This is a genomic window from Desulfoferrobacter suflitae (assembly GCF_022603395.1).
GTDB lineage: Bacteria > Desulfobacterota > Syntrophobacteria > Syntrophobacterales > Syntrophobacteraceae > Desulfoferrobacter > Desulfoferrobacter suflitae.
This window is the reverse complement of the sequence record NZ_JAIBKA010000016.1, coordinates 33,051-54,149: the sequence shown is the minus strand read 5'-3', so window position 1 is coordinate 54,149 and position 21,099 is coordinate 33,051. Positions and strand designations below refer to the sequence as shown.

Below are 21,099 nucleotides of genomic sequence, written 5' to 3'. Positions count from 1 at the left end.
GAGCGCCAAAGTATGCTGTTTACGTGAAAACAGGGAAGGAAAAGGCAGATGCCAGAAATCTGCCGCTTTTACGGCATTATCATATTCATAAACTACAATGATCACGATCCTCCTCACTTCCATGCAAGATACGAAGACCAGGAGGTCTCAATCGAGATCAAGAGCGGGATCGTCAAAGGCCAAATGTCAAAGAGAGCACTCCGCATGCTATTCGAATGGTCTGAAATCCATCAGGAGGAACTGACGGAAAACTGGGGGCGTGCAAGAGAGCGCAAACCGCTACAAAAAGTCCCACCACTGCCATAGGGGGTCGAGATGTTTTTGCATGTAACGCGTGTACTCTACTTGAAAGATTACAAGCTACGGCTTGAATTCAACGATGGGAAAATCAAAGAACTGGACTTGAAAGATGAACTTTACGGTGAGGTTTTCGAGCCACTAATAGATACCGAGCTATTCAAGAAAGTCTATGTGAATCCCGACACGGGTACGATCGAATGGCCCAACGGTGCCGATTTCGCTCCGGAGTTCCTCTACGAGACAGGACAGGAAATAAGAAGAAGCGCTTAGAAGTAGTTCCTTATGCGCTAACGAGGCCATCCACGCGGACCCGAACCACGCCGGGCAAGTTTGGCCGGTGTTGTCTGCAAGCTCATTGGCAGCGTGGTTCGGGCCGGTGATGGCCGGTGTTAGCCGTGCAATCAGGACCGAATATGAACCGTTGGGGTATCCCTGACTGGCTCGAAAAGGAAGTTAAGGAGCGAGATAAGACTTGCGTCTACTGTGGCATCCCAATGACCGAGCAGATGCCTCGGCGTGGCCCCCGAAAGGCTGTGGCAACGTGGGAACACATTATCAACGACGCAAGCATCGTCACTCGTGAGAATATCACCCGATGTTGCGCAGCGTGCAACTCCAGCAAAGGCACAAAGACACTCGCAGATTGGCTCCGGTCAAGTTACTGTAATAAGCGCGGCATCAGCAAGGACACGGTTGCGCAAGTGGTCAGAGAAGCTTTGCGGGTTAATGCCTGACGCCGTCGAGCGTGCTTGCTGGCCGGCCGACAAAGGAGATATCTTCATATGCCGGTAGTCTTCAGGTACAAAGGATATCGCTTTTTCTTCTTCTCAAATGAAGGGTTCCGCTTGAACCGATGCACGTCCATGTGCGGCGTGGTGAGGCTACGGCGAAGTTCTGGATGTCACCGCAGATCAGCCTTGCGGAATCATACGGGATGAACTCTGCTGAACTCCGCGAGCTCATGCGAGTGGCTGAGAAGAACAGGGAACTCATAGAAAGGTATTGGAATGAACACCTTAGCGTTTGAGCCTCGTGCCAAGAAAGTAACATTTGATACGGACAACATGTGGGTGGAGCTCACTGACGGACGTCAGCTTGGTGTTCCACTGGCTTACTTTCCCAGACTGCTCAATGCAGCCCAAGCTCAGAGGGATGACTGCATCATCAGTGGCGGAGGTACTGGCCTCCACTGGGACGAACTCGATGAGGACATATCTGTCAAGGCCCTTTTGCTCGGCATTGGTGACAGGACCAAACCTGCCAGGAAGGCATCGTGAGCCTTTTGGAGCTTTCCCTTGCTAACCAGGCAATGAACCAGACGCGCGCCACGCATCGGTTTTAGCAAGATTACAGGTACTACGGCGCGCGCTGGTTATCGCCGGCGTGTGTGCGGGGCATGGCACAGAGCTTGTGAGGTGGAAGTCCTCACACCAGGTTTTCGCGGAGTCACGCCGAGGCGTGATAAGGGAAAGGGCAAGGGCGTCATCGTGAGGTGGGGTCTGGAGCAAGCCCAATCCGAAAGCGCGGGACGACGAACAGGAATCCCGCCAAAGGCGGGATGTGGTACACTCGGGAGGAGTGGGCACGTGACCATGAAGTCCTCCATCCGCAATTGGGGTGTGCTTTATAAATCCGGCGTTTACGCGTGGAAGGTTCTGTGTCTTACCCCGGGAGGCCTGTACGGTGTCGTCGGGAAGGATACGGCATGCGGCTATTGAGTCCACGTTTGGGTAAACCCTTGAAACAGGTATGCCGAAGCCTAAGTCATCTCGATGGACTGAGGGTGGAGCAATCCACCCTGACCGCCGTGTCCCGCCGCTGGCGGGATCAGCAGAGGGCATATTAGGTTTGCTGGCAGGCAGAGCTAGTGAGGCACTCCGGAAGCCGAAAGGCGGAGTAAACAGATATGCCGAGCCGGAAACCAGGAGACTGAAGGCCCGAACGGTATGAGTGAACTTTTTCGGAGCAAGATCGGATGAACTGTAAGCCGGCAATTCAATTGTGGCTGCCTTTCGGAAAGAAGGGCGAACAGATTTATGATGGAATTGCGACCGAGAGTTCGTCGGAAGAGGTACAGCTGATGGAACGCGTTGTCTGTCAAGACAACATGATCAAGGGGTACAAACGTGTCAAGAGGAATGGCGGGAGTCCCGGAATAGACGGGATGACGGTAGAGGAACTGGAACCATATCTTCGAGAACACTGGTCGGAATTGCGGGAGGCGTTGCTTTCAGGCACATATCATCCCCAACCAGTAAAGCGGGTAAATATTCCTAAGCCTGGGGGAGGAACAAGAAAATTAGGTGTGCCTACGGCAGTGGATCGCTTGGTTCAACAGGCGGTTCTACAGGTATTGCAGCCCAATGGGACCGGACGTTTTCGGAGTGGAGCTTCGGTTTTCGACCTGGACGCGGCGCCCATCAGGCACTCAGGCGAGCACAACAGCACCTGAGGAGAGGGTCTCGGTGGGTCGTGGACATTGACCTCGAGAAATTTTTCGACCGAGTGAACCACGACAAGCTCATGGGTGAAGTCGCCAAGCGAGTGAAGGATAGACGCCTTCTCACATTGATCCGGAGTTTTCTGCAAGCAGGAGTACTGGATCACGATGCACTGCATGAGACGGTAGAAGGCACTCCGCAAGGCGGGCCACTCAGCCCGCTCTTAGCCAATCTACTCCTGGATGAGTTGGACCGGGAACTGGAGAAGCGAGGCCACCGATTCGTGCGTTATGCCGATGACTGTAACATCTATGTGCGCAGCCTTCGGGCGGGACTGAGGGTATTGGCAAGTATATCGCGCTACCTTTCCCGCAAGCTGAAGCTCAAGGTCAATGAAGCCAAGAGCGCGGTCGGAAGGCCATGGGAGCGAAAGTTTCTCGGTTTTAGCTTCACTCGTCGGGGGTTCAAGCTGTGCGTTAGTGAGGCGGCCGAAAAGCGTTTCAAGGCAAAGATCCGGGAGATCACGGGACGTACCCGTGGACGGAGCATCTGGCAGGTCGCGCGGGAACTCCGCGAGTACTTGCTGGGTTGGAAGGGCTATTTTGGCCTAAGCGAGGTTAGCTCCAGATTCAAGGAACTGGACTCCTGGATTCGGCGTCGTCTCCGCTGCTACCATTGGAAACAATGGGGTCGCTGGGGATATAAGGAGCTTCGCAAGCGTGGGGTCAGCCGACAACTGGCCTGGAATACAGCCAAATCGGCTCACGGGCCGTGGCGCCTGAGCCGTAGTCCCGCACTCGCCTTTGCCCTGACTGGACAGTACTTTGACCGCCTCGACGTACCTCGGCTGTACATCAAACGATCACCTCGACCGAATCGCCTTGGTACGTGATCCGTATGCCAGGTGGTGTGGGAGGAGAGGGGTCGCGAGGCCTCTCCCTATCCCGATTGGGGTGCGGAAAGGATGGTTGAGACCAGAGGAGTGCAGTCCTTGTGTATTTTGAGATAATTGGTGAGATCGAGCAGATTGAGACTATGGCTATCGGAGGCAATATTCGTGATATAATGCGTCTTCAGAAGCAATACGGGCCAGGGAGATGGCGAAAACTCAAAGGCTTTGCCAGGGTTCGGCTCCTGAACGGCAAGGTCTGCAAGGCCGAGCTTCACTGGTATGAAGCTCATGGAATTGGCAAAAAGAAACTCAAAATCAAGAGATTCTTGAATTAGGATCCTGTGAATGGAAAATTACAGCTTTGTACTTTGCATAGAAGATAGAGACTGTGAAGATTTGGAGAAGCGCAAGATTTATCGCGTCCTTCCAGATAATGATGCTGAAGCGGAAGGATATCTGAGGATCATCGACGAATCAGGCGAAGATTATCTTTATCCTCGCTCTTATTTTGTTTCTATACAGCTGCCACGCGAAGCGCAAGAAGCCTTACGAGTAGCCGAATAACCTCATTAAATATGGCGACATGAGGTACGAGTAGTTGCCAATAAGCCAGTTTTTTGCGCGAAGATTGTAAGGCGTCTTACAAGATCTGTAGACTGGCGTTATTCGAAAAGTGATGATTCCGGGTTACAGATAGAATGCATTTGTTCGCATGATCACGATTTGGCTGTGGTTTTGCTGACTCACAGAGTGTCGTCTGTTAAAACACCTAAGTTTATGGCTTCGGCGTTCTTACCCCTAAATTTCCAATATCAATGGCGATCTGATTTACGTAGACATGGGACGGCGAGCTTTTGCTTTTTTTAGAGACCGGCAATTGTCACATCGAATTCAGACGATGCAAGCCTGGTTCAGTGTTGCGGGGCTGTGGATGGGAGCATGATCTTACCGTTAACCAAGGAGGGGAATAGAAAAAATGAGGTTGGAGGCATGGGTTGAGAAGCGAATCGTCTTTCTGGTGGGGCTATACTTCTTTTTTTTCCCCGTTGACTCACAAGCCGGCACGCTTATCCACGGGGCAAGAGCTGCCGGCATGGCAGGTGCCTTTGCGGCCATAGCCGACGATCCATCTGCTGTCTTGTTCAATCCTGCGGGACTAGCGACGATTAAAGGAACGAATTCTTACTCCGGAGCCACCGCCGTTTTCGGCCCGACTGAGTTTGAGAGCCGTGATGGGGAAACCGAATCCACCGAGTTTCAGGTTTTCTTCCCGCCTCATCTGTATATCTCGAGCGATATGAAGCATGAGGGGATAGCCTTGGGGTTGGGAGTCTATTCACCCTTTGGGGTCGGGGGCCGAAAATGGGATGACGAGGGTATCACCCGGTACGCCGGTACCGAAAATCTCATAAGCACCTTCGCCATCAACCCGGTTTTCGCATGTCGGGTCTATCCTTGGCTGTCAGTCGGTTTGGGAGCCTTCTACCTTTATTCTTCCAGCGATTCGAAGCAAATGATCGACCAGTCGGCTTTAGGAGCCGGCGACGCAAAGCTCTCCCTCGAGGGCAGTGGCGGCGGGCTTGGCTTAAATGTGGGCATCCTCCTGTTTCCGGAGGAAAAGTTCAGTTTTGGGTTGACCTACCGCAGCGGAGTGCACGTCAACCAGGATGTCACGGTGGATCTTGACAACATTGCCCCTGCCCTTCAAATCTTTTCGGGAGGACCCGATTTTTCCACCGATGCGAGAACTACCCTGCATTTCCCGCAAGTGTTCAGCTTCGGAGCGGCTTACCGGCCGACCAAATCGCTCACATTCGGAATGGAGCTCGAGTGGACCGGATGGTCGAGCTTTGACTACATGGATTTGAATCTCCAAGAAGAATTGCCCGAAGTCGGGCTTTCTGATTTCATCGTTGATTTCGACTACAATGATGTCTGGTTTGTCAAGGTGGGCGCAGAATACAGATTGAACGACCACTATTCATTAAGGGGAGGGTACATGTATTCCATGAACCCGGTCCCCACCTACACGCTCGCACCTGGAAACCCGGATTCAAACCAGCACAATCTCTGTGTCGGCATGGGCTACAAACTGAAAAAATGGACAGTTGACTTTGCCTATGTAGCCGATTTCTACGAAGACCGAACGGTGGATAACGATATCTTGAGCGGCAAGTACCAAACCTTCGTCAATTGCGTTGGATTGAGCGTTGGATATTCCTATTTGAACATAGAAAACCTGGTCCTCAGGGCCAGGTCAGAAGCAAAGGGCTCTGCCACAGATTACTCGATATAAATTCGAAGCTCGAAATCCGAAATACGAAATCACGCCAGGGGCGTGACATGGAGGTGTGGATGAAACCTGGCATAATCTCCGAAGGTATGGATGACCATAATCATGCCCAGGATGCCGTCATTGAGGCCCAGTCCCGCCACGGCGGGATTCGAAAGAAGGTCTCAAGGCTGTCCTTGGTCACGCCGAAGGCGTGATGGCAGAGTTTGGTCAGCAGCTTGCGGTTGTATTTGAAATAAATGCGCAGTCCCGCTTCGAGCGGGATCGGGATACTGAATACAAACTGTCGATGCGGGACGGGCCTCCGGCTCGTAGAGCCTACGCCTCGGAGAGATAGAGGATGTTTTTGGTGACGTCCTCTGCGAACTGAATCGTTTTCTTGGAATGACAACTCGGGCAAAACCAGCGGCCTTTGCAGGAAACCGCCAAAATGTATTCATTTTTGCACTGAGAGTTGGTGCAGTGAACTCTGGCAAATCCCCTTCGACAAGCTCAGAATAAAGAAGAAAAGGGGACAGGTCCTACGTCCCACAATATTTGATTTGAACAGTCCCAAGTAATCTGATCCCGCCTATCCCGCTATACCTCGCCATGCTTTTGCACTTTACCCTGCCTACCCCGCGCGCCGGGCGCTAACCGGTCCCAAGACCACGCCGGATAACGGCTGGGCATCAGCGGGGGCGCCGAAGCACCTCCGGAATGTCAACATTACTGGTTGTCGCAGCGCCACGAGCCTCGCCGACCACCTGCAGGCCATGGCTCGGCTGCAAGATCTATTCTGCTGATGACGATGCAGACTCCAGTTCAGAGGCTTTCTTCAGAGCCCATTCAATGGCTTCGTTGTCAAATCCTGGCCTTGAGCGCATAAAAGCGGCCGCCTTTCGGTAGTACTCAGCGGCCATCCTATTCTGCCCCTTGGCTTCATAGACCGTTGCCAGTCTGTCGAGCCCGTCAACATCGTCCGGATATTGCTCCAATAGCTTGTGACACTGAGCTTCCGCTTCGTCCAGTTTCCCGGCTTGGATGAGATCAATGACACTATTCGATAGGTTGTCCAACTCCTCCATTTGGGCATGGATCTGTTTGAAGACATCTGAAGGAGCCTGCGGCGGCCGTGTCGCTGAGACCTGTTCGCGCAACAAACAGCATTTTTTGTACTTCTTTCCACTTCCACAAGGGCAGGGCGCATTGCGGGATATCTTACTCATGGGTAACGCAACTCCTTTGTTGAAAAACCGTTGCCAAACATAGCATCTGGCGCGTCGGGCGCCGGCGGTTTTGCGCTTGCGGGCGGCGCCAGGTTGGAGTAAACGAACGGCTTTTTCGGAAACCTCTTCGATCATGACTATTCGCTCAAGTGGGAGACGCCATGTTTGCTCCATTTACCCGCTCAGATATTAGAAAATACAGCTTGAATGTGCTGCGAAACAAGATCCGCTGCGGTTTGCCCTCCTGCCCCGTCTGCAATACTCAACCGTATTTGTTCAGGCGGCATCAGGCACGCCCCCGCAAATTCCGCATTCTATGCGACGCATTGGTCCAGGTGGTAAAATGCCTTGTCATTCGGTGGAAATGCCCCGGCTGCCATAAGACCTTCACCGAACAGCCTCCTTTCGCGCTTCCCTTCAAGCGTTACACCAGCGACGCGATACTTCATCGCTCGGCAAGCTATCTGGAAGATGAGACGTCGACCTATCGGAAGACAGTCCTGGAAGAAGGCTCGGAGATCTTCCATGCCTCGACGGACGAAGGAAATACGCCGGTCGATAAAGTCCTCTCCCACACAACCCCTTACCGCTGGATCGACACTCTTGGCCGCTTCAAAGAAATCCCGCGCCGCGCTCTGGACCTCATCTTACAGAAGGATCCGGCGACAAAAGTCTACCGGGATCTCGCCGCGCTAACGATCTCCCCCAATAAGTTCGTGAAAACCGCTCGGGAAGAAACCCTCAAACGCTCTCGCCGGCTCGTCCACCTGGAGGCGGTATTCCGAGTTGTTTTTGGTGCTTCAATTTTCCCCTTCTTTGCAACAGGCTGCGCCTGGCAATGATTTATGCTCGCCTCCAACCATAAAACAAAGGAGGCGTTATGAAGCAAAAAGATGAAAAATGGGCCCTGTTCTGGTGCGATCTCCTTCGCCCCGTTCTCTTCGACGAGGTGGAGCCGGAATCGATCCAGGATTTTCTCAAAGAGATCTCTCAAAAGGAGATGGTCTTTCCCGGCGGACGTACCGGCAAGCCCTCCCTTTCCACCCTCAGGCGAAAGCTGAAGCGCTATCGAACCGGAGGATTCGATGCTCTCGCAAGAAAAGACCGCCATGACCGCGGCCATGCCAGGGCCGCACCCGCAGAAATCATTGCAACCGCCATCGAGCTTAAATGCGAGCAGCCCAAGCGCTCCCCTGCCACCATCAACCGATTCCTAAAGGACCTCTATGGCGTTACGCTCTCCCGCTCTACTTTGTATCGCCATCTTAAAGGTGCGGGCGCAACCCGCCTCAAGCTCGGCGTTGTCAAAAACAAGGTGAGAAAACGTTGGACCAGAGACCATACCCATGATCTCTGGGTTGGGGACTTCGAGGAAGGCCCCTATGTTGTTTTCGGCCGGGAGGTCCTGCCCACCTATCTTTCCGCTTTCATCGACTGCCACAGCAGGTATATCGTCGAGGCCCGCTACTACCTGCGCCAAAGCCTCGATATCCTCATCGACTCGCTGCTGCGCGCCCTGGCCAAGCATGGCGCCCCCGGCGAACTCTACCTCGATAACGCCAAGGTCTATCACGCAATCGGCCTCAAGGCTGCCTGCTACCGGCTCCACATCCGGCTTCGCCACCGGCCGGCCGGGGACCCTTCCCCGGGAGGACTCATTGAGCGCTTCTTTGAGACCGCCCAAGACCGGTTTGAATCCGAGGTGCGGGCACAAGATGCCATAAGCCTCGATGATCTCAACCGAGCTCTCAGCGCATGGATCTCGGTGGATTATCATAGCTCCATTCATTCCGAGACCGGCGAGACTCCCAAGGACCGCTATCATACCGGACTTTCCGTCATCCGCCACGTGGAAATGGACCAGGTGCTCGCTTCCTTCCTTAGAAAGGTCACTCGGGTCGTCCACAAGGATTTTTCCGACATTAGCCTCGATAAGCGGCTCTACCGGGTCGATCCAGCTTTAAGGGGAGACAAGGTCTGGGTCCACTACGATCCCTTCTCGTCTTCAGATAGCGTGAAGATCTTTTCCCTGAAAGGCGAATACCAGGGATCGGGCGTGCTCCATCACCGCGAGGCCGAGCAACCGCCCCTTCCCGCACAAGCTCGGGGAAAACCCAAGCATAACCTCATCGATCTCCTCGTTCGCGAGCACCGGGAGCAGCTCGCCGCAAACACTCGCGGCATCGATTACCGCAAGGTCGTCTCCGTGCGGCCGTGGCCGTTTCATGCCTTTGTCAAAGCCTTTGCCCGGCTGCTCGGAAAAGAAGTGGGCATCTCCGCCTTCACGGCACAGGAGCTCGAAACGCTCAAAAAACTCTACAATCAAAACGTTCAGCTCACAGAATCCGTGCTCACGCAGGCCTTTGCCCGAGTGCCTAACAAGTCGTTCCCCCACCTCGTCGGTGAGCTCAAACAAATCCTACAGCAAAAGGAGTAACCACCATGTTCCTCGATCATTTCAAAATGAACAGCCATCCCTTCCAGGAACGCCCTCCCGTGGAATGGATCCTCAACGACCACCGCATCTCCCAGTCCCTGGCCAGACTCGACTACTTTGCCCGGCAAGGGACCCTGGCCCTCCTCATCGGACCAACCGGTGCCGGAAAATCCACACTCTTAAGGCTCTTCATCCATAACCTCTCTAAAAACCGCTACCGCCCCGTTTATCTCCACTTCACCGGAATCCCGTCATCCAGCCTGCTTCGCCTAATCGTGACTCAGTTGGGAGAAGCCCCCCGGCGAGGCAAGGATCATCTCTTTTTACAAATTCTCGATCGCACCGCAAAAGAAGATCTCTCAACGGTGCTTATCATCGACGAAGCCCACCTTATAGATCCGCAAGCTTTGACCGATCTGCGCCTCCTGGTTAGCTCAGCCCTCGATACCGATACTCCCGTAAAGATCGTCCTCAGCGGTCAGGAGCCCCTCGCCAAGCTCCTTGCCCGTGCCTCTCTTAGCGATCTTGTCAACCGAATCACCGTCCGATGTCACCTCGGCGCCTTAACCTCGGACCAGACCACCTCCTATATCGACTCCAGGATGCGTTTCGCGGGGAGCAACGAGAAGGTCTTCGAGCCCGAAGCCAAATCCCTCATCCATGACTATGCCAGCGGCATCCCAAGGCAGATTAATAACATCGCTACCGCCTGCCTCCTCAATGCCGCCGCCCAAAATCTCAACAAGATCAACGAAGCCCTGGTCACCGACACCATGGCCGAATTCCGCCTTCCCTAGGAGAAGACATCATGACAAAGCTCTATTCCAAGCAAAAACTCCGGATACTGCGTAATCAGATCCCCATCTCCCGGCTCATCTCTGATTTTCTGCGCATCCCCTGCAAAGTATCAGACGGGTATTTTCGCTTTCTATGCCCCCTGTGCTCTGAGTTTCAAACCGCCACCAACCCCAAAACCAACCTGGCCCGGTGCTTCCGGTGCCAGAAAAACTTCAATCCCATCGACATGGTCATGGCCGTCAAATGCTGCAACTTCCGTGAGGCTGTTGAAATGATCGACGGCTTACAAGACTGCTAAAATACTCACGTCTTCCCTCACAAGCTCCCACCAACTTGTGGGGGAGGACATCTTCATCTAAACTGGGACTCTCAGAGTCAAATATTGTGAGACTTAGCAGACAGGTAAATAATGATTGTTGGAACTCCATCGGGTACCATGCGCAGACGAACAATAAAGACGGCTTTCTATTTTTGGATTTCGGGCTGAAAGAGTTTGGCGTGCCGGGATACAAGGAAAGACTCAGCCGCTATCGAGAATTTCTCTATGAAACCGGGGCGGTGGACAGGGGCAAAGGTGGACTGCTCGATCCCGCTGTTGTTGAGAAGGAAAAGGGAAAGGACTTCGAATTGACGCGCGCGCAACGCTTCAAGTACCGCGCCCGCTATTTTACCGATTCGGGCATCATCGGCGGCAAAGCTTTTGTGTCGGATACCTACCGGAAAGTCAAAGATGTGTACGGGTCGAAGCGCGAGAAACTGCCAAAGCCGGTTGCAGGGCTGGCGGGTGTTTATTCTTTGAAAAGATTGACGGAATGATCGTGCCCAGCCAAATAAAAATGATTGAAAAGGTCATAGATTCTTCGGGTAACGTATTTATAGATCTGGGGTATTCTCCTGATGAAGCCGCCATTCTTCAGATGCGAGCCGACCTTATGACCAATCTTCGGAAATTTATTAAAGCGAACAGCCTGACGCAGGCAAAGGCGGCTGGAATTCTTGGAGTGAGTCAATCCAGGGTCTCGGACCTGTTGTGAGGAGAGGACGCTCATGAAATTATGCGATTCTTTCGTCGCCTTGCTTGTGCCCTGTCCTCCTTGCAGGCAGACAGCATGCCCAATCGGGTAGCACCAGACGCCGAAAAGCATGGCGCTGGTGAACTTCTTGTTCTGCTCCATTATGGCCTTGACAATACGTACGCTATGACGTACCATTTGCAGAAAATATCGAGGTGAAAGATGCCCACTGTATCAGCAACAGAGGCGCGGTCCAAATTGTACCGCCTTATCGACCAAGCATCCACGTCGCATGAACCGATCGTGATCACTGGGAAACGGGGTAATGCAGTTCTGATTTCAGAAGATGATTGGCGTTCAATTCAAGAGACCATGTATCTTTTGAATATTCCCGGTATGCGCGAGTCCATTCGTGAAGGCTTGGCGACTCCTATTGAGGATTGTACCGAGGAAATTGATTGGTGAGTTGGCGAATCGTTTTCACGAAGCAGGCTCAAAAAGATGCGAAAAAAATGTCAGCATCCGGTCTTAGATCCAAAGCAGAAAAATTAATGCAGATCCTTTGTGATAATCCCTATCAAACACCACCCCCTTATGAAAAGCTTTTAGGTGATCTGGACGGCGCATATTCACGACGTATCAACATTCAGCATCGGTTAGTTTACCAGATCATCGACAATGAAAAGACGGTAAAGATCATCCGCATGTGGACCCACTATGAATAGCTTTGCAGAACGAATATTTCGAGCGGACGCGGAACCACGTGGGAGGTATTCTCCGCTATCCGTTGGCCGCGCCGCTCAAATTGTTGTTCGGCTCGCCAAACCCACATGCCAGGGAACAGAGGTGAAAACAACCGAGTATTTCAAATATGTGCGAAAGAGACCCGACCGGGCTACAATACAAGATGAGTGGATAACGCGTGTGATCCAGTTTCCACAGAGGAGCGAAATCCAATCCGACGGGAGGATCCGGAAGTGGGGTTGGATCAAAGAAGAAGACAAGTTCCTTCGGGTCATATTGCTGGAAGACGGTGAAACCGTTCATAATGCTTTCTTCGACAGGTCGTTCAGGGAGAAGCGGCAATGAGAGTCAAATACTTTTCCGATACGGATACAGCACTGGTTGAGTTTACGGATAATGAAGTTGCTGAAACAAGAGAGATCAGCGAAAACATATACATCGACATAGACAGTCGTGGGAATCTCGTGAGTATGACGATTGAACATGCGCGCACCAATGCGCGACTCCAGGAGTTCTCTTTTCAGGAAGTAGATAGCCGATCTCAGCCGGACAACCGAACACGCCAATCAAGCTGACACGCAAAACGCAGGGCGGCTTTCATTTTTTACGTTGCGTAATGGGGGACGCCCTTTAGATTTTTAGTTTTTAGGTGAGCAGGTTGATGGTATATTGGTAGCCATGCCAAGAAACGCACGAATTGAGCAGCCGGTGCTTTGCACCACATCATGGCAAGAGGAATAGAACGGCGGCGGATTTTCCAGGACGAGTCGGACCGAGACAACTTTGAGCAACGATTGGGGAGCATTTTAAAAGAAGCGGGAACGCACTGTTATGCCTGGACTTTGATCCCCAACCATTTTCATCTGTTGCTGAAAAGCGGCTTGGTGCCGATATCACAGGTGATGCGGCGGTTGCTTACCGGCTATGCGGTGTCGTATAATCGCAGGCACCGGCGCAGCGGTCATCTTTTTCAAAACCGGTACAAGTCGATTCTCTGTCAAAAGGACCCGTATTTTCTTGAACTGGTGCGCTACCTTCACCTGAATCCGCTTCGAGCCGGGGTCGTTTCCACTTTTGAAGATTTGGAGCGCTTTGCCTACTGCGGCCATGGTGTAATTCTGGGCTATTTCAAAAATGATTGGCAGCGAATCCATGAAGTGCTGGAATTATTTGGCGATAAAAATTCGGTCGCTCGTCGTCGGTATCGTGCTTTTGTTGAGCAGGGCATCAACCAGGGACGGCGTAGTGATCTTACCGGGGGTGGACTGGTACGCAGCAGTGGGGGCTGGGCAGAAGTAAAGGCAAGGCGCAGGGCACAATTATTCGAAAAATCTGACGAGCGAATCTTAGGCGACGGGGACTTTGTTGAACAGGTCCTTCTTCAAGCGCGGGAGGAAATGGAGCGAAGACACAGGGTGCGCTCCCGGGGATTTGATCTTTCCAAGGTGGCTAAGCGAGTGTGCGAATTGCTGGCAGTGGACGAATCCGAGCTTTGGGCGGCGGGCAAGGAACGCAACAGGGTCCGTGCACGAAGTCTTTTTTGCTACTGGGCGTCAAGAGAGCTCGGCATCAGTCAGGCTGAATTAGCTCGAAAACTGAAGCTCTCGCCTGCCGCTGTCACCTTTTCTGTAAAGCGAGGTGAAGAGATCGTCTCCGAGCACAACTACTGCTTGTTTCAATCGGTGTAGTTTTTCAGATTAAGCTGCTTAAATTATTCTCATTATCTTGGCAGGATGGTTTGATTTTCGGATTATACCGGAGCAACTTTGGTTTTTCCTGGCACATTTTATGCTTTGCTAGTGGCTATGATTTGGAACTTTTCCACCATTAAGGTTCTTAACTCATCAATATATTGGCCCACATTGTTTAGGAACCTGAATACTTTTGCCCGAAAGACCTTGTATTTTGGCTCATAGGTATTTTTGACCAACTTTTCTTTGGCAAATCCCCAGAAGCGCTCGATCAAGTTTAGATTTGGAGCATAAGGAGGCAAGAACACAACGTGAAGCCGCAGATTCTGTTTCAACCAATCGGTGACGATTTGTGCTTTGAAATACTTAGCGTTGTCAAGGAAAAGGATAATTTTTGGGGCCTGCTTGTATGCTCTTGTGATCATCTCAAAGTATTCAATCACGCGGTTCGCGTCGCAGTTTTGTTCTCCCGTTATATGATCGAATTCATGGCTGTCGGGATTGTAAGCTCCAAGAATATTAAGCCGTTGTCGCCCGGTGTTGGTCTTAAAAATGGGCCGTGCTTTGGGATCAGCCCAACATAGCCGGGGTATATTTTGGTGAACTAGATGCATCCCATCTCCAAAAAGAAAGACCGTTCCAGGCTCACTATTGGACTTCATGTCGAAGTACTCGGCAATTTTTTTTCCTGTTCTTCTTCGCTCGGAGGATTGCCGGGTATCACCTTCGGGCGAATCAGCTTTATGCCGTGTTTGTGCAGAAGCTTCCTGATGGCCTCCGTCGTGTACTTGATCGCAAATTGTTCGATGATGTGGGCTCTGATTTGTTTTAGGTGAATCGGATTTGTAGACCGAACCCAGTTGAGTAACTGCTGTATTTGTTCGTCGCTCAGATAGGGCTGCTTAGGTTTGTATTGGAATGAATTAAGGCAGTCGATTCCTTTGCTGAGATATTGATGATGCCAATTCTCGATCGTTTTCATCGCCACTCCGGTTATCGCGGCGACATCCTTCAGCGCAATGCCTTTGGCAAGCATAAGCAGGGCAATGAAGCGCATTTTGAGACGAGCATCTTGCTGTGTGTCTCGGTATTGTTCCAAGCGAATTACTTCTTCCTCGCTGAATTGGTAACTCGATACATCCATGCTGACCTCACTGTTGTTAGGGTTAGTCGTCTGTAGCATGGGTGTACCATCAAAAAGATAATTTGTCCAGAGTGTGTAATATTTTAATTTTTCTATGTTTTTTCTTTATATTGCCAGATCGGCCATTTTTTTGCTCAGAAAAACCAAAGTTGTTTGAGTATATTTTGAGTTTTTTGCAGGATCGTTATTTTGCACGATTTTTTTTGCACGCTGTATTGTTCTGGTGAGGTAGTGATTGATTCTTTTTGTTCCCAGATGGCTGTCCCAGCAGGTTCTTTCCGTGAGAATCCGATCTCGGATGAAGATATCATTAAGTCCTCGGCGAAGCAGAGCCAGGACATAAGCAAAGTCAGTTCTTGATTCATCGCCACAGTCAAATTGTTTTCGGCAAATAGTGGATTGATGGCACACACCCCCCACTGGGGTAAAGGGAAAAGGGATTATGCGGGATCTGGATGAATCTTGAGGTGTTATAGCCGGTATGATGGCCTCAGTTTGCCAATCGATCCAGATGAGTTTGGAGAGAGGATGTTGTCCCTTTTGGCTGCGGTATTTTTGTTTTGGGTTGCAGAAGCCGGGACATCTGCCGAAGCGATTGGCGGGATCGGCTGCGGGGTCGCTGCGAAGTATCTTTAGCCAGTAGCGTTTATCTTGAAGCGCAAGAGGTGTATGGGAGTGAATCCACACCTGGAAGTTGTGGGGTGATGTCTCAACCACCATGCGGCCGGGTTTCCATCGTCCCTGCGGGTAGCGATGATGACGGCAGACGAGGGGCCAGGTGAGATCGTCGGCGAGCAGGTAATGGGAAGAGTGCAGCGGCTGCATGAGGATGTGGCGGCCGTTGAGGTTCTGTGCCTTGAGGTAGGCGATATTGGAGGAGATCGGGGCAACGCACCAGAGTCCTTTTTTGAAGTCGAGAACTGCAATTCGCCAATGATTTTCAAAATAGCGTGCGAGTTTGACAAGGATTTTTTCCATAGCAGTGCCGACGGCAAGGTTTTTTTAACTGCAGGCTTTGGTGAGTCGGCCTGCAGTATAAAAGGGTTTTAGAAAGGCAGATCGTAGCCCTTCAAATAGGCAACGAGCCAATCGAGTTGTTGCATTTTGTGGGAATCGGCGCTGAGTTGGAGGAACTCTTGTTCATACCTGTCCCAGAGAATGTCATTGAGGAAGGAGAGAAGGGTCCATATCACCCAGGCGATTTTTATTTCATCGGGTTCTTTCATGTTCTTAAACCCCCTTGTGATGGTTTCAGATGAGCTCGCTTGAAGCGATGCGAACGTGCTCGGCCGAGACCTGCTGGATTTTTTCATGGGCAGCGGCGATGAGGGCCCCTCTGGCCAGGTGGTTGGCGCGCCGCAAAAGCCCACCTGAACCCTGATGGATGGCGGTTACGGCCTGATCGGCAAAAAGCGGATGGCTGATCCCTGCAATTTTCAGGTGATGGTTGAGGTAGAGCTCCATATCGGATCGAGAAATAGCCTGCAGGTGGCAGCGGGCGACAACTCTTGAGGCAAGCGGGATGGAAGTACGATAGAGGAGCAGATCGAGCAAGTTATTCTGGCCGGCAAAAATGATGGGAAGAAGAGGTCTTGAGTCTCCCTCGAACTGGGTGAGGGTGTGCAGTTCGGCAAAGACTTCAAGGCGCAGAAGCGATGCCTCATCAATAATGAGGACCGGTTTTTGTTTGCGGCCATCTGTCAGCTCAAGGATCTGGCGGCGGATAAATTTCAAAAGAGTGGCTCGGGAGTAAGTTGCGGTTTCCATTTCCAGCTCAGAGCTGAGCAAGCGGTAAAGTTCCAGGATGGAGCCGGAGCAAGCTGTGATCCAGATAGGGCGGAACTCTGAGGGGTGCAAACGGTTCAATGCCCATCTGAGAGCGGTGGACTTGCCGCTGCCGACTTCTCCGGTCACCAGGGCGATGGCTCCGAGGTTCACCGCATAGTCGAAGCGCTCTGCAACCGCGGTCACTTCCGCGGTTTGCAGGATCTGGTCCGCTTTGAGCTCGGCGGTAAAGGGCTCACGGGTAAAACCGAAAAAGGTTCGATAGAGAGGTTTCATGAGGTTTCCTCCTCGCCGGCAAAGGCCAGCCTGCCGGTGGGGATGGACTGTGGCGGGGAGCTTTCCAACACTAGACGCTGTGAATAGCGTTTGACCCGGCAGTTGGCGTTGAGGTCGAGAACCGTGAGGAAGCCATGGGAGCGCCCTTCCAGGGTAATTTCCACGCGGGCCGGATCATGGTCATGGTAGAGCAGCGTGATCTGTTTCCCAATGAGCGGTACCGGGGCTTCATAGAGCCTGCCGTTCAAGGCCACGGTGCGGTCTTTGGCAACACGTCTTCGGGCGCGTTTGCGGAAGTAATCTTCGAGGTCTTTGGGAGCGGGGCGGATACACTCCATGTGATCGGCATAGCGTTTGAGAGGGGGCTCTGCGGTCGCGCCATGGGGCCTTTTATGGTAGACATCTCGCAGCCAGCAATCGAGGGCTTCATTGAGCTCATCCAGGCAGTTGCCCTTAAAGCCGGGCAGAAATTGGGTTTGGATAGTCTTGAAGACCCTTTCCACCTTGCCCCGCCCTTCGGGCTTGTAGGGCTTGGAGTGAACCAGAGCGATGCCAAGGGAGGCGGTGATTTCCCGAAGGAGAGTGGATCTGAAGGCGGGGCCGTTGTCGACATAGAGTTTTCGCGGGAGCCCTCGTTTGAGCAGGGCACAACGCAAGGCGGAAAGAAAAGAAGGCAGGCCTTCGCTGAGATAGAACTCGGCATGAGGAATCAGGCGGCTCATGTCATCTATGAAGGCAAACAGATAGGTTTTGCGTTTTTTATCGCCCACGCGGATCATCGGTCCGTGCATGGCATCCGACTGCCAAATGTCATTGGGAAGCTCGGCTTCAAACTTGCGGCGGTCCACCGGGGCCGGACATTGCGGACGGAGCAGCCCCGCCCGATGGAGAAACCGGTAGACGGTTGCCTGAGTCAACACCTCGCCCGGCTTTAAGAGCGATCGCTGCTGCATCTCGGAGATGAGCGCATTAATAGGGCTCTCAGGCAGCTCGTGGCGCAGCCGAATGATCGCCTGGCCGGTTTCTTCATCGATGGCACGGGCCACTCCCTTATCCCTTCGGCTTTTTGGATAAAGCGCCTCCAACCGCCCTCCGGCCTTCTGGTAGACTCTTATCCACTCTCGAATGGTGGAAGCCGACAGCCGGCTGCGAGCAGAATGGGGGATCTGCCACTCTTTTTCGCACTTTTCTCGCAGCAGCCTGGCCCGTTTTGCATGACTCAAGTGGTTGCAGTTGACAAAATCACTGATGACCCCGAACCGAAATACTGCAATTTCTCTTTGTTGTTGCTCATCCATAGGGACCTCCTTGTGTGGTTGATGGTTGCCTTGCTTTATTGCCGAAAGCCGGCTTAACTACAAAGGCACCCTTCGGTTGGGTCCGAGACGAGCACTCGGGTTGGCAGATTATATGGCCCTTGAGGCGGCACAGACTCCCCGGGCGATCAAGGAATCAAAAGCCTGCAACGGGTCATCGGAAGCGCCTGTGCCAAAATGGGTGAGGATCTGTTTCCTGAGCCCATTGAGCCAATGACGCTGCCTGGATCTAGGCAGGTCCGGCTTCCACCTGCGCTCGGTTAAGCGGTGCGCAATATGTTCACGGATGGTGGCAATGGCGGCCTGGAATCTGCTCCAGTAGCCGCTGGGGCGAGTTCTGAAAACGGTTCGGCAATCTACACATCGATATTTTCGAATCCACAAGGGTTCCGGGAAGTCATCAAAATAGGCGGTGTCAAAGCCATGAGCCCAGATGCGCCCTTTACAGCACGAGCATCTTTCGGGCCTTGGCCAGGGGTAGTTGCGGCCCAACTCAAAGAGGGTCTTGACGCATACGTCAAAAAACAATATCAATAAAGGGCCTTTTGTGAGTTTAACTCACTTTTCAACGGATGAGGGGTGCTTGTCCCACCCTTCATCCAACTTCATTGTCCAAAACAACCCCGCCTTTTCCTGTGAGCAGAATAATTCGATAATCTGCCCACTTGTGTCAAGTCATTGTGAAAAAAACACTGCTCATTGAGTCAATAGATTGTGCGAGTCTACACCTCCTGGGAACATTATTACCCTATCTTATCGGCGTTCACGTTTCCCGGCGGAAAGACATTTATATACGGCCAGATGCAGGTGACGGATAATGAACAGGACTCATCCTTCTGGATCATTATGGAAGTAAAGCAAGGCGCCCCTCCGGAACCGGAACTGCAACCGACGCTTGTAGATGATGGTTACTGGGACAAATGGTATCCAAACGCACTGGTGACCAATCCGAACAGCCTGTCCCCGATGTTGTTCGGCGAGGATTCTGACGGGAACTGGTTTCTCCGGCCAATATCCGCGGACGGCAAAGTGCAGCGTGAAGAGCCATATACGGACCAATTCGGCACTTATTACGGCAGTGTACAAACATTCATGGTAGGAGGCGAAGTCTTCTTGTTCGTCCAGAACAGCGATACCAAGGAGTGGAAGATTTGGCGAATTACGAAAAACGAGCCGATAGGAATTATGGATGAGAGCGTCTGGAACTATTACTACAGTACGGTAGCGTCCTATTCAATAAATGGCAGGACCTTCCTTTTCCTGCAAAGCGGCACATACTGGAACATCAGGGAAGTGTTGGCCGGCGGCACGATGGGAAGCCGGATAGGCACCGATGGGAACTGGGAAAATCATTACGAGTTCGTTTTCCCTATCTATGTCGACCCGGCCTACCTGAACCCAAGCTCGTGGATGACCCATATGTATGACTTGCTCAAGGACAGGACCTTACAAGAAATCGCCATCCCGGGATCACACGATGCTGGAATGAGTGAGCTTGGGTTTTGTAGCAAATACGCCAATGCCTGTGACACACAAACCCAAACCAGCGGCATTTATCAGCAACTTGTAAATGGCGCAAGGTATTTTGATATCCGGCCCACCAGTTATGTTGATTGTTCGGGTTCCTTTAGAGGTTGGTATACGGGACATTGGGCGTATGTGAATGGGCTGGATTGGCTGGGATGTACGGGACAGTCGCTTGACTCCGTTCTGGACGATGTAGCCAAGTTTTGTGCTGAGATGGAACCTACTGGTGGCAAGGAGCTCATCATTTTGAATTTTTCTCATTGCTACGACATCGTGACCGGGGACGACTGCGACGATTGGACCGGCAGCGACTGCTCCGATCATGAATGGGTGGACGATGTTCGTAATACGGCAGTGGAAAAGCTGTCAGCTTTTTTGATTGATTGGAGCAAATACGAGGACCCCAGGGAAGCAATATTCGGCGACCGAGCGGCGATCCAGCATGTGCTTTTGCGCTTTGAAACGGAGGCTATATCCTCGGATCCTCAGAATGGCGTATACAACTCCGATGACTTTCCCATATATAACGAATATTCGAATACCAACGATTTTTCCACAATGAAAGACAATCAAAAACAGAAAATGATAAACCCGGTAATTCATAACGCAGAGCTGTTCCTTCTCTCATGGACACTCACGCTGTCGGGTGATCAAGCGTATGATTGCACCGGGTTTGGAAACCCCACATCAATACTGGACTTGGCGGGTGAGGCGGACAGCCAGTTGATGAATTACATTCATGATTGGAGCTCCCCGAGTCCGGTCATCACTCAGACCCTTTTGCCCAATATTATCTATGTGGACAATTTCGGGACGTTCGCAACACGAGCCGCGATTTACGTCAATGAGCACTATTCAACACTGCCCCCTTAAGGTTGGGCAGGTGAAGAATCACAGCAAACGCATTTGTTGTTGCCGGGGCAGCCCCGCTGCCGGCAAGGTTTGACAGCGAACTATGTCGGCGATGATCGAGCGTGCTGGATCCCACCTCGACCAGTCCCTCGATATCAAGCCAATGCTCCATTTTGGTGTATTTAGGCGAATCCAAGATCTCAACCAGTTCACGCGTGACCAGGCCTCCTTCGATACAACACAATGGGACTGCGGCGTCGATTTCGATCCAGAATATATCGATGCCAAGACTGGAAGGTAGTCAGACGACCTATAGAACGATAGATTGCATATGCGCCCGAATTTGCTCATAGGATAGCCGGGAATCGCGGCGCTGACTTCG

At 52.1% G+C, this 21,099-nt stretch carries 30 protein-coding genes and 1 pseudogene; 21 read left to right on the top strand and 10 right to left on the bottom strand.

What is annotated here, in order from left to right; translation table 11 throughout:
• Positions 1-48 precede the first annotated feature (48 nt).
• The 9 genes and pseudogenes from K1V27_RS23050 (at position 49) to K1V27_RS20940 (ending at position 5,929) form a co-directional block, all read left to right on the top strand.
• Positions 49-306 (top strand): DUF4160 domain-containing protein, encoded by a 258-nt coding sequence (locus K1V27_RS23050; protein ID WP_353740637.1) that lies wholly within the window; start codon positions 49-51, stop codon positions 304-306.
• Positions 307-315: 9 nt separating this feature from the next.
• Positions 316-570, top strand: coding sequence for a DUF2442 domain-containing protein (locus K1V27_RS20970; protein ID WP_258932201.1), 255 nt, complete (start codon positions 316-318; stop codon positions 568-570).
• 512 nt (positions 571-1,082) lie between these two features.
• Positions 1,083-1,327 (top strand): annotated as a pseudogene (locus K1V27_RS23045) (DUF4160 domain-containing protein).
• Positions 1,308-1,577, top strand: a complete 270-nt coding sequence (locus K1V27_RS20965; RefSeq protein ID WP_258932200.1) for a DUF2442 domain-containing protein — start codon at positions 1,308-1,310, stop codon at positions 1,575-1,577. Before K1V27_RS23045 ends, K1V27_RS20965 begins: the two are co-directional and overlap by 20 nt.
• Positions 1,578-2,275: 698 nt before the next feature.
• Positions 2,276-2,752, top strand: a complete 477-nt coding sequence (locus K1V27_RS20960) for a reverse transcriptase family protein (protein WP_258932199.1) — start codon at positions 2,276-2,278, stop codon at positions 2,750-2,752.
• Positions 2,653-3,633 carry a reverse transcriptase domain-containing protein gene (locus K1V27_RS20955; protein ID WP_258932204.1) on the top strand — a complete coding sequence of 327 codons (981 nt, stop codon included), beginning with the start codon at positions 2,653-2,655 and terminating at the stop codon, positions 3,631-3,633. Before K1V27_RS20960 ends, K1V27_RS20955 begins: the two co-directional genes overlap by 100 nt.
• Before the next feature lie 101 nt (positions 3,634-3,734).
• A complete protein-coding gene (locus tag K1V27_RS20950) occupies positions 3,735-3,968 on the top strand; it encodes a hypothetical protein (RefSeq protein ID WP_258932198.1) in 234 nt (77 codons plus the stop codon).
• A gap of 10 nt (positions 3,969-3,978) precedes the next feature.
• The gene (locus K1V27_RS20945; RefSeq protein WP_258932197.1) at positions 3,979-4,197 is read left to right on the top strand and encodes a hypothetical protein; all 219 of its coding nucleotides are present in this window, start codon (positions 3,979-3,981) and stop codon (positions 4,195-4,197) included.
• A gap of 412 nt (positions 4,198-4,609) precedes the next feature.
• Positions 4,610-5,929, top strand: a complete 1,320-nt coding sequence (locus tag K1V27_RS20940; protein WP_258932196.1) for an OmpP1/FadL family transporter — start codon at positions 4,610-4,612, stop codon at positions 5,927-5,929.
• 29 nt (positions 5,930-5,958) lie between these two features.
• Here K1V27_RS20940 and K1V27_RS23040 read toward each other — a convergent pair whose 3' ends face one another.
• The 3 genes from K1V27_RS23040 to K1V27_RS20930 form a co-directional block, all read right to left on the bottom strand.
• Positions 5,959-6,027: a hypothetical protein gene (locus K1V27_RS23040; protein WP_353740641.1), complete on the bottom strand. Its 69-nt coding sequence runs from the start codon at positions 6,025-6,027 to the stop codon at positions 5,959-5,961.
• A gap of 217 nt (positions 6,028-6,244) precedes the next feature.
• Entirely contained in the window at positions 6,245-6,355 is a 111-nt protein-coding gene (locus K1V27_RS23035) for a hypothetical protein (protein WP_435051687.1), read from the bottom strand.
• Between the two features lie 344 nt (positions 6,356-6,699).
• Positions 6,700-7,269 (bottom strand): tetratricopeptide repeat protein, encoded by a 570-nt coding sequence (locus K1V27_RS20930; RefSeq protein WP_258927476.1) that lies wholly within the window; start codon positions 7,267-7,269, stop codon positions 6,700-6,702.
• A 26-nt stretch (positions 7,270-7,295) separates the two neighbouring features.
• On the opposite strand from K1V27_RS20930, the gene K1V27_RS20925 reads away from it, so the two are divergent.
• From K1V27_RS20925 to K1V27_RS20885, 10 genes are all read left to right on the top strand, one after another.
• The gene (locus K1V27_RS20925) at positions 7,296-7,976 is read left to right on the top strand and encodes a DUF6431 domain-containing protein (RefSeq protein WP_258927475.1); all 681 of its coding nucleotides are present in this window, start codon (positions 7,296-7,298) and stop codon (positions 7,974-7,976) included.
• 38 nt (positions 7,977-8,014) lie between these two features.
• Positions 8,015-9,571, top strand: a complete 1,557-nt coding sequence (locus tag K1V27_RS20920) for a helix-turn-helix domain-containing protein (protein WP_258927474.1) — start codon at positions 8,015-8,017, stop codon at positions 9,569-9,571.
• A 5-nt stretch (positions 9,572-9,576) separates the two neighbouring features.
• A complete protein-coding gene (locus tag K1V27_RS20915) occupies positions 9,577-10,368 on the top strand; it encodes an ExeA family protein (protein WP_258927473.1) in 792 nt (263 codons plus the stop codon).
• 11 nt (positions 10,369-10,379) lie between these two features.
• On the top strand, positions 10,380-10,667 hold the full coding sequence (locus K1V27_RS20910) for a CHC2 zinc finger domain-containing protein (RefSeq protein ID WP_258927472.1): 288 nt from the start codon (positions 10,380-10,382) through the stop codon (positions 10,665-10,667).
• 86 nt (positions 10,668-10,753) lie between these two features.
• Positions 10,754-11,185, top strand: coding sequence for a hypothetical protein (locus K1V27_RS20905; RefSeq protein ID WP_258932194.1), 432 nt, complete (start codon positions 10,754-10,756; stop codon positions 11,183-11,185).
• On the top strand, positions 11,182-11,403 hold the full coding sequence (locus K1V27_RS23030) for a helix-turn-helix domain-containing protein (RefSeq protein ID WP_353740636.1): 222 nt from the start codon (positions 11,182-11,184) through the stop codon (positions 11,401-11,403). The genes K1V27_RS20905 and K1V27_RS23030 overlap by 4 nt, the downstream gene beginning before the upstream one ends.
• Before the next feature lie 201 nt (positions 11,404-11,604).
• On the top strand, positions 11,605-11,847 hold the full coding sequence (locus K1V27_RS23025; protein ID WP_353740635.1) for a type II toxin-antitoxin system Phd/YefM family antitoxin: 243 nt from the start codon (positions 11,605-11,607) through the stop codon (positions 11,845-11,847).
• Complete coding sequence (locus K1V27_RS20895; protein ID WP_258932192.1) at positions 11,844-12,107, top strand: Txe/YoeB family addiction module toxin; 264 nt, start codon at positions 11,844-11,846, stop codon at positions 12,105-12,107. The genes K1V27_RS23025 and K1V27_RS20895 overlap by 4 nt, the downstream gene beginning before the upstream one ends.
• A 360-nt stretch (positions 12,108-12,467) precedes the next feature.
• Entirely contained in the window at positions 12,468-12,701 is a 234-nt protein-coding gene (locus K1V27_RS20890) for a DUF2283 domain-containing protein (RefSeq protein WP_258932190.1), read from the top strand.
• A gap of 150 nt (positions 12,702-12,851) precedes the next feature.
• On the top strand, positions 12,852-13,814 hold the full coding sequence (locus K1V27_RS20885; RefSeq protein ID WP_258932189.1) for a transposase: 963 nt from the start codon (positions 12,852-12,854) through the stop codon (positions 13,812-13,814).
• 98 nt (positions 13,815-13,912) lie between these two features.
• Here the strand turns inward: K1V27_RS20885 and K1V27_RS20880 are convergent, their stop codons facing one another.
• The 3 genes from K1V27_RS20880 to K1V27_RS20870 all read right to left on the bottom strand — a co-directional run bounded on the left by K1V27_RS20880 (position 13,913) and on the right by K1V27_RS20870 (position 15,786).
• Positions 13,913-14,479 carry an IS630 family transposase gene (locus K1V27_RS20880; protein WP_258931400.1) on the bottom strand — a complete coding sequence of 189 codons (567 nt, stop codon included), beginning with the start codon at positions 14,477-14,479 and terminating at the stop codon, positions 13,913-13,915.
• Positions 14,476-15,000, bottom strand: coding sequence for a helix-turn-helix domain-containing protein (locus tag K1V27_RS20875; RefSeq protein ID WP_258931399.1), 525 nt, complete (start codon positions 14,998-15,000; stop codon positions 14,476-14,478). The genes K1V27_RS20880 and K1V27_RS20875 overlap by 4 nt, the downstream gene beginning before the upstream one ends.
• Before the next feature lie 66 nt (positions 15,001-15,066).
• On the bottom strand, positions 15,067-15,786 hold the full coding sequence (locus tag K1V27_RS20870) for a DNA-primase RepB domain-containing protein (RefSeq protein WP_337833353.1): 720 nt from the start codon (positions 15,784-15,786) through the stop codon (positions 15,067-15,069).
• On the opposite strand from K1V27_RS20870, the gene K1V27_RS20865 reads away from it, so the two are divergent.
• Complete coding sequence (locus K1V27_RS20865; RefSeq protein ID WP_258932206.1) at positions 15,715-16,011, top strand: hypothetical protein; 297 nt, start codon at positions 15,715-15,717, stop codon at positions 16,009-16,011. The two genes, K1V27_RS20870 and K1V27_RS20865, sit on opposite strands and share 72 nt — an antisense overlap.
• Here K1V27_RS20865 and K1V27_RS20860 read toward each other — a convergent pair.
• The 4 genes from K1V27_RS20860 to K1V27_RS20845 all read right to left on the bottom strand — a co-directional run bounded on the left by K1V27_RS20860 (position 16,008) and on the right by K1V27_RS20845 (position 18,872).
• The gene (locus tag K1V27_RS20860) at positions 16,008-16,187 is read right to left on the bottom strand and encodes a hypothetical protein (RefSeq protein ID WP_258929813.1); all 180 of its coding nucleotides are present in this window, start codon (positions 16,185-16,187) and stop codon (positions 16,008-16,010) included. The two genes, K1V27_RS20865 and K1V27_RS20860, sit on opposite strands and share 4 nt — an antisense overlap.
• A 25-nt stretch (positions 16,188-16,212) precedes the next feature.
• Positions 16,213-17,022 (bottom strand): ExeA family protein, encoded by an 810-nt coding sequence (locus K1V27_RS20855; RefSeq protein ID WP_258929812.1) that lies wholly within the window; start codon positions 17,020-17,022, stop codon positions 16,213-16,215.
• The gene (locus K1V27_RS20850; RefSeq protein WP_258932188.1) at positions 17,019-18,320 is read right to left on the bottom strand and encodes a DDE-type integrase/transposase/recombinase; all 1,302 of its coding nucleotides are present in this window, start codon (positions 18,318-18,320) and stop codon (positions 17,019-17,021) included. The genes K1V27_RS20855 and K1V27_RS20850 overlap by 4 nt, the downstream gene beginning before the upstream one ends.
• Before the next feature lie 108 nt (positions 18,321-18,428).
• The gene (locus K1V27_RS20845) at positions 18,429-18,872 is read right to left on the bottom strand and encodes a hypothetical protein (protein ID WP_258929809.1); all 444 of its coding nucleotides are present in this window, start codon (positions 18,870-18,872) and stop codon (positions 18,429-18,431) included.
• 180 nt (positions 18,873-19,052) lie between these two features.
• On the opposite strand from K1V27_RS20845, the gene K1V27_RS20840 reads away from it, so the two are divergent.
• Positions 19,053-20,738, top strand: coding sequence for a PI-PLC domain-containing protein (locus tag K1V27_RS20840; protein ID WP_258932187.1), 1,686 nt, complete (start codon positions 19,053-19,055; stop codon positions 20,736-20,738).
• The last annotated feature ends 361 nt before the right edge of the window (positions 20,739-21,099 follow it).